The sequence below is a fragment of the Cryobacterium sp. MLB-32 genome, from assembly GCF_000738085.1.
Taxonomy (GTDB): domain Bacteria; phylum Actinomycetota; class Actinomycetes; order Actinomycetales; family Microbacteriaceae; genus Cryobacterium.
In genome coordinates, this window is the sequence record NZ_JPRS01000144.1 from 1 (window position 1) to 6,658 (window position 6,658).

Annotated in this window: 6 protein-coding genes; 3 read left to right on the forward strand and 3 right to left on the reverse strand. The window is 64.9% G+C overall.

Going from position 1 to position 6,658, the window contains the following annotated elements; translation table 11 throughout:
- Positions 1 to 142: 142 nt before the first annotated feature.
- Together JF66_RS13445 and JF66_RS13450 are read left to right on the forward strand one after the other, a co-directional pair.
- On the forward strand, positions 143 to 589 hold the full coding sequence (locus JF66_RS13445) for a GNAT family N-acetyltransferase (protein ID WP_035878963.1): 447 nt from the start codon (positions 143 to 145) through the stop codon (positions 587 to 589).
- A gap of 3 nt (positions 590 to 592) precedes the next feature.
- The gene (locus JF66_RS13450) at positions 593 to 859 is read left to right on the forward strand and encodes a hypothetical protein (RefSeq protein ID WP_035878964.1); all 267 of its coding nucleotides are present in this window, start codon (positions 593 to 595) and stop codon (positions 857 to 859) included.
- A gap of 155 nt (positions 860 to 1,014) precedes the next feature.
- Here the strand turns inward: JF66_RS13450 and JF66_RS13455 are convergent, their stop codons facing one another.
- On the reverse strand, positions 1,015 to 1,857 hold the full coding sequence (locus tag JF66_RS13455; protein ID WP_051973531.1) for a methyltransferase domain-containing protein: 843 nt from the start codon (positions 1,855 to 1,857) through the stop codon (positions 1,015 to 1,017).
- Between the two features lie 40 nt (positions 1,858 to 1,897).
- Here JF66_RS13455 and JF66_RS13460 point away from each other — a divergent pair, with 40 nt between their 5' ends.
- On the forward strand, positions 1,898 to 3,943 hold the full coding sequence (locus tag JF66_RS13460) for a M3 family metallopeptidase (protein WP_035878965.1): 2,046 nt from the start codon (positions 1,898 to 1,900) through the stop codon (positions 3,941 to 3,943).
- 35 nt (positions 3,944 to 3,978) lie between these two features.
- Here JF66_RS13460 and JF66_RS13465 read toward each other — a convergent pair whose 3' ends face one another.
- Complete coding sequence (locus JF66_RS13465; protein WP_035878967.1) at positions 3,979 to 5,151, reverse strand: benzoate/H(+) symporter BenE family transporter; 1,173 nt, start codon at positions 5,149 to 5,151, stop codon at positions 3,979 to 3,981.
- 368 nt (positions 5,152 to 5,519) lie between these two features.
- A partial coding sequence (gene clpX, locus JF66_RS13470) for an ATP-dependent Clp protease ATP-binding subunit ClpX (protein ID WP_035878968.1) occupies positions 5,520 to 6,658 on the reverse strand: 1,139 nt, incomplete at its 5' end.

The window sequence follows — 6,658 nt, forward strand, 5'->3', positions numbered from 1 at the left end:
ACCAGAGGTCGGTCTGCTTGCGCTGGCCGCCGCTGATCTCAAAGCAGTTGGTCGGATCGATGAACTAATTTTTGTTGAGGGCAGCGAGTTGGCTGTGACCGACATTGTGTTCGCCACCGTGTCGGAAAGTTAGGAGCACCGCATGTCAGTACACGTACGCCCGCTGGGCGACAAGGATTTCTTTTCGTGGCTGGGCCTCTTCGAGGGCTACAGCGAGTTCTACGAGAGTGCGGTCACCGATGAGAAGGCCCTGCAAGTGTGGAGCTGGATCATTGACAAGAACCACCCGCTCGTCGGTGCCGTCGCGGTCGACGACGAGGGCACTTTTGTCGGCCTGGCCCACTACCGTCCGGTTCCCCAGACGCTGAGCGCCACCACCGGCCTCTACCTCGATGACCTGTTCGTTGCAGCAGATGCTCGCGGTGCCGGCGTCGGTCGCGCCATCATCGACTTCGTCAAGCGCTACGCCGCGGACCACAACCTCAGCCCTGTTCGACTCATCACGGGTGCCGACAACGCGACCGCGCAGATTCTCTACGACCAGGTCGGCACGCGCACCGACTGGGTTACCTACGAGATCGCGGTCTAGGCCATGCAGCTCGGAACACGCTGGGCACTGGGCGGTTCGGTCCCCTCCGGGCTCCCGGACGTCGTGGAGATCGCCCTGCAGGCCGTTGAGGGCGACCTCGCGGGCGTCGATACCGACACGTCGACCTGGCGCTGGACGCTCACCTGGCTCGAGGGCAAGCCCGTGATCGAACTCGACGACGGCACCGTCATCCGCTACGACGCGGCAGAGGACAGCGCCACGATCACGCAGCCGATCGCCAGCGACGAAGACGAAGACGACTGGATCTAGTTCGACCGTCCCGGATGACGACTGCCCTGTGGTCATCTGATTCCACCGGGTGGCCGTCTCCCGGTCGCCCGCGAGGTAAGTCGCGTTCGCACCGGCTGGCCACCAGGATCGCCTCGGCCTCATGACCGCGCCGGCCACGGCGCGGATGTCCCGGTTCAGGTGCGTGCGAGGATCTCTCCGTGCGGCATAGCCAACCAGCCGTCCGGATCACCCGCCCACTGGCGCCAAGCGTCGGCGATGTTCTCAAGGTCGGCGAGGTCCGCGACGCCGGACTCGATGGCATGCGCCGCGAAGGCGGATTCTGTGGCACGCTCGGCCCACGACCGGCCCCACCACTCGCGCTCGGCGTCCGTGCTGAAGCACCAGACAGACGCACTTGCGGTCACGTCCCGGAAACCCGCCTTTCGTGCCCACGCCTTCAGGTGACGACCGGCATCCGGCTCGCCGCCGTTCCAGTAGTGCACGTCTCGGTAGGTGCTCATCCACGCGGCCAGGCCGGGCAGGTTCGGGTAGACCGTCACTCCCCCGTAGTCCACGTCTCGGGCCGCCAGAAGCCCACCGGGCTTCAGGACTCGCCGGATCTCCCGCATGGCCTCGACGGGGTTCGCCAGGTGCTGCATGACCTGGTGGGCGTGGACAACGTCGAAGGTCGCATCGGCGAATTCGAGAGAGTAGACGTTTCCGACGCGGAAATCAGTGTTACCGACACCCTCGTCGAAAGCCACACCGCCGGCATGCGTGACGATGCCGGCATCGGCGTCGATGCCGGTCACCTGACCTGGATACACCCGGCGAGCCAAATCCACCGTGATCGTTCCAGGCCCGCAGCCCACGTCGAGCACGGTCAGTCCGGCCTTCAGCTCGGGTAAGAGGTAGGCGGCGGAATTTCTCACGGTACGCCACGTATGCGAGCGCAGAACGCTTGCGTGGTGTCCATGGGTGTACTCATCACGCGGAGCGATTTCCGGGTCAGTGGGCACGTCAGGCACCTCAGTCATGCCCTGAGCCTAGGCGCAGATGCCCAACTAGGGTGGTCACATGGATGAAACTGTCAATCCCTTCGTCGCCGCCAGCACACTGCCGTACCAGCTGCCACCCTTTTCCGAGATAGCGGAGGAACATTATCGTCCCGCCTTCGAGCTCGGATTCGCGGAGCAGCTCGCCGAGATAGCGGCGATCACGGCCACAACCGCCGCCCCCACCTTCTCCAACACCATGGTTCCGCTCGAGCGCAGCGGCCGCATCCTTGACCGGGTGGCCGCGGTGTTCTTTACCAGGAGTTCGTCCGATTCCAACGATTTCACGAACGCGCTGGAGGAAGAGCTCGCCCCGCAGCTCGCCGCGCATGCGGATGCCATTCGGCTTGATCCGGAGCTCTACGGACGCATCGCGGCGCTGCACGACGTGCGCACGACCCTTGGCCTCCCCGCCGAGGCCGTCTACCTCCTGGAGCGCTACTTCACGGAGTTCACGCTCGCCGGCGCGGCCCTCTCCGACCTCGACAAGAGCACCCTGCGCGAGTACAACAAGCGACTGTCGACACTCACAACGCGCTTCGAGAAGAACCTGCTCGCCGACACGAACGACCTGGCCGTCGTCGTCGATACCCGTGAGGAACTCGACGGCCTGGCCTCGGGCGAGATTTCTGCGGCGGCCGAGGCCGCGACAGAGCGCGGCCTTCCCGGCAAATACCTGCTCACGCTCGTGTTGCCCACGTCGCACCCGTACCTCGCCGATCTCACGAACCGGTCCGTGCGAGAACGCCTGCTGACGGCGTCCCAGTCGCGCGGCATCCGTGGCGGCGAGAACGACAACCGCGCGCTCGTGATCGACATCACCCACCTCCGGGCGGTGCGCGCGCGCCTGCTCGGCTTCGACAGCCACGCCGCCTACGTCACCGCCGACGAAACGGCCAAGACACCGGAAGCCGTCGCGGACATGCTCGGTCGGCTCGCCCCGGCGGCAGCCCGTAATGCCCGCATCGAGCAAGCCGACCTGCAGGCCTACGTGGCTTCCACGGGTGCCGACTTCACGCTGGAGGCGTGGGACTGGGCGTTCTACACCGAGAAGGTGCGGCAGGAAAAGTACGACGTGGACACCGCTGCGATGCGTCCCTACTTCGAGCTTGAGACGGTGCTGCACGATGGCGTGTTCTACGCGGCGGAGAAGTTGTACGGGGTGACCTTCGCGGAACGATCTGATCTGGCGGGGTGGCACCCGGAGTCCCGCGTCTTCGAGGTCACCAACACCGACGGATCGCCGGTCGGACTGTACATCGGAGATTTCTACACCCGAGATTCGAAGCGCGGCGGTGCCTGGATGAACCCACTGATTTCCCAGTCGAGCCTGCTCGGTTCCCCCACCGTGGTGTGCAACAACCTCAACGTGGCGAAGCCTGCCTCGGGCGAGGCAACCCTCTTGAGCTTCGACCAGGTCGTCACACTGTTCCACGAGTTCGGCCACGCCCTGCACGGTCTGTTCGCCCAGGTGACGTATCCGAAATTCGCCGGCACCAACGTGTACCGTGACTTCGTGGAGTTCCCCAGCCAGGTGAACGAGATGTGGATGCTGTGGCCAGAGGTGCTCGCCAACTTCGCTCGTCACGTGGAAACCGGTGAGGCCATGCCTCAATACCTTGTTGACCGCATTCAGGCGTCCGCCACCTTCAACGAAGGTTTCTCCACCAGCGAGTACCTCGCCGCTGCGCTGCTCGATCAGGCCTGGCACCGCATTGACGCCGACACCGTCGTCACCGACGTTGCCGAGTTCGAGGCCGCGGCCCTCGCAGCTGTCGGTCTTGACAATCCGCTGGTGCCCACGCGGTATGCCAGCACGTATTTCGCCCACACATTCTCGGGCGGCTATGACGCGGGCTATTACTCCTACATCTGGAGCGAGGTGCTTGATGCAGACACCGTGGAATGGTTCAAGGACAACGGCGGTCTCACGCGCCAGAACGGCGACCGATTCCGTGACCGCCTGTTAGGTGTCGGCGGCAGCAAAGACCCGCTTGAGGCCTACGTGGACTGGCGTGGTCGTGCCGCGAGCATCCAGCCGCTCCTCGACCGCAGAGGCCTGAACTAGAGGCAGGCCGGCAGAGCCGGAGCGGCTCTGCCGGCCTACGTTGCGCCGCTCAGGGCACGGCCCCAGCCAAGCCAAAGCATGATGATCCCGCCCACGACGAGTCCCCAGAAGGCCGACCCGATACCGAGTACGGAGATGCCGGATGCGGTGACCAGGAACGTTGCGATAGCCGTGATGCGATGGCGCGGTTCTTCGAGGGCACCGGTGAGGCTGGTCAGCAGCGCACCCAGCAGGGCCAGACCCGCCACCGCAATGATCAACACGGGCGGGGACGCCGCTACGAGTGCCGTGGCCAGAACGGCGCAGAGGCCGAGCCCCACGTAGGCCACGCCCGAGGACACCGTGGCGATCCACCGCCTAGCGGGATCACGGTGCGCCTCGGGGCTCGCCATCAGGGCCGCCGTGATCGCCGCGAGGTTGATGCTGTGCACGCCGAAGACGCTCCCGACGACGGTCGCGAGCCCCGAGCTCAGCAGTACGGGGCGCGGCGGGGTCTGGTAACCGAACGTGCTCATCACGGCGAATCCGGGAACGTTCTGCCCGGCCATCGTCACAACGAACAACGGCAGCCCCAGGCTGACGATCACGATCGGATCGAAAACCGGGGCCGTGAAGACGAGCGCGGGAGCCGCCGACGCTCCGGTAGCCCAGCCTGTGCCGGCGGTCAGGGCGATACCGATACCAGCGGCGAGCATGGCCGCCGGTACGGCCCAGGCGGGAGCCAGCCGATAGAGGATCAGCCACACGAGAATGACGGGAATGGCCAGCACCGGCTGCTCGATCGCGGCGGTGATCGGGGCGAGGCAGATGGGAAAGAGAATCCCCGCGAGCATGGCACCGGCCAGCGGTTTCGGAATGCTCGTGATGGCCCGGCTCAGGGCCGGCCAGAGGCCGCTCAACACGGTGAGGGCACCGCAGACGAGGAACGCGCCGATCGCAGCACCGAAGTCGTCGGTGACGGCCCCTGCCGCCACGAGGAGTGCCGCGCCGGGCGTGGACCAGGCAAAGGAGATCGGCATTTTGAAGTACCACGGCAGTGCGATGCAGACGACACCGACAAGCAGGCAGAGAGCCAACAGGCCAGAGGCGGCCTGAGCGTCGGTGGCGCCGACGGCACGCAACCCGGCGATCACCAGTACGAAGGAACTCGCGAAACCGGTCAGCGCCGCGACGATGCCCGTGGACACGGGTTGGAGCACACCCCTCATTCAGCTCCTCCGTGATGACGAAATTTGCCGGCAACGACCTCGATCGGGTGCGGGCAGTGGTTTACACACTACCCGCCGGTCGAGGCGCGAGGCACGAGCAAAACCCGCCGGTCGAGGCGCGAGCAAGACCCGCCGGTCGAGGCGCGAGGCACGAGCAAGACCCGCCGGTCGAGGCGCGAGGCACGAGCGATCGAGACCAGGTGAGACACTCCGCGCGGCGCATGCCAGGTACGAAGATCGGCTCGCGAGGTCTCGATCGCTCCTTCGTCGCGCCTCGACCAACGGATCGATCGCTCCTTCGTCGCGCCTCGACCAACGGATCGGACGAACAAACTCTCTCGCCTCGACCAACGGGGTTGGCCCCAGACCTAGGCGGACTTGTCCTCGCGCAGTTCCGAATGCAGCACCAGAGTCGGCGCCGCATTGTTCAGCACCGAGTCCCGCGTAATGATGACCCTGGCCACATCTTCGCTCGAGGGAACCTCGAACATGATCGGCCCCAGAACCTCTTCCATGATCGCGCGCAGCCCGCGCGCACCCGTCTTACGGAGTACCGCCAGGTCGGCGATGGCTTCCAGCGCCGGCTGCTCGAAGTCGAGCTCGACACCGTCGATTTCGAACATGCGCTGGTACTGGCGCACAAGCGCGTTCTTCGGCACGGTCAGAATCTGCATGAGCGCAACCTGATCGAGCTGCGTCACCGTCGTGACAACGGGCAGTCGCCCGATGAATTCCGGGATGAGGCCGAACTTGTGCAGATCTTCGGGGAGAACCTCGCTGAAGAGATTGACGTCATCGCCCTTGCTGTGCAGCGGGGCACCGAAGCCGATGCCTTTCTTTCCCGCACGCGACGAGATGATGTCCTCCAGACCGGCGAAGGCCCCGGCCACGATGAACAGCACGTTGGTGGTGTCGACCTGGATGAATTCCTGGTGCGGGTGCTTGCGACCGCCCTGGGGCGGCACGGAGGCAACCGTACCCTCCAGGATCTTGAGCAGGGCCTGCTGCACACCCTCACCCGACACGTCGCGAGTAATGGAGGGGTTCTCGGCCTTACGGGCAATCTTGTCGATTTCGTCGATGTAGATAATGCCGGTTTCGGCGCGCTTCACGTCGTAGTCGGCCGCCTGAATGAGCTTGAGAAGGATGTTCTCGACGTCTTCTCCGACGTAGCCGGCCTCGGTGAGGGCCGTGGCATCGGCGACGGCAAAAGGAACGTTGAGCTTCTTGGCCAGAGTCTGCGCAAGATACGTCTTGCCGCAACCCGTGGGGCCGATCAGAAGAATGTTGGACTTGGCGATTTCGACGTCGTCGTGGATCGCATCCGCTGCGGTGAGGGTTGCACGCGAACGAACGCGCTTGTAGTGGTTGTACACGGCCACGGCGAGAGCGCGTTTGGCCGGTTCTTGACCGATGACGTACTCCTCGAGAAAACCGAAGATCTCTTTGGGCTTGGGAAGGTCGAACTCGCTCGTGCCTTCTTCGGCACCAGCTTCAGCGAGGCGTT

Excerpts from the sequence above, each read along its gene's own strand:
- JF66_RS13455 (WP_051973531.1), bottom strand. The coding sequence starts at position 1,857 with ATGACTGAGGTGCCTGACGTGCCCACTGACCCGGAAATCGCTCCGCGT.
- JF66_RS13465 (WP_035878967.1), bottom strand. The coding sequence starts at position 5,151 with ATGAGGGGTGTGCTCCAACCCGTGTCCACGGGCATCGTCGCGGCGCTG.
- JF66_RS13460 (WP_035878965.1), top strand. The coding sequence starts at position 1,898 with ATGGATGAAACTGTCAATCCCTTCGTCGCCGCCAGCACACTGCCGTAC.
- JF66_RS13450 (WP_035878964.1), top strand. The coding sequence starts at position 593 with ATGCAGCTCGGAACACGCTGGGCACTGGGCGGTTCGGTCCCCTCCGGG.
- JF66_RS13445 (WP_035878963.1), top strand. The coding sequence starts at position 143 with ATGTCAGTACACGTACGCCCGCTGGGCGACAAGGATTTCTTTTCGTGG.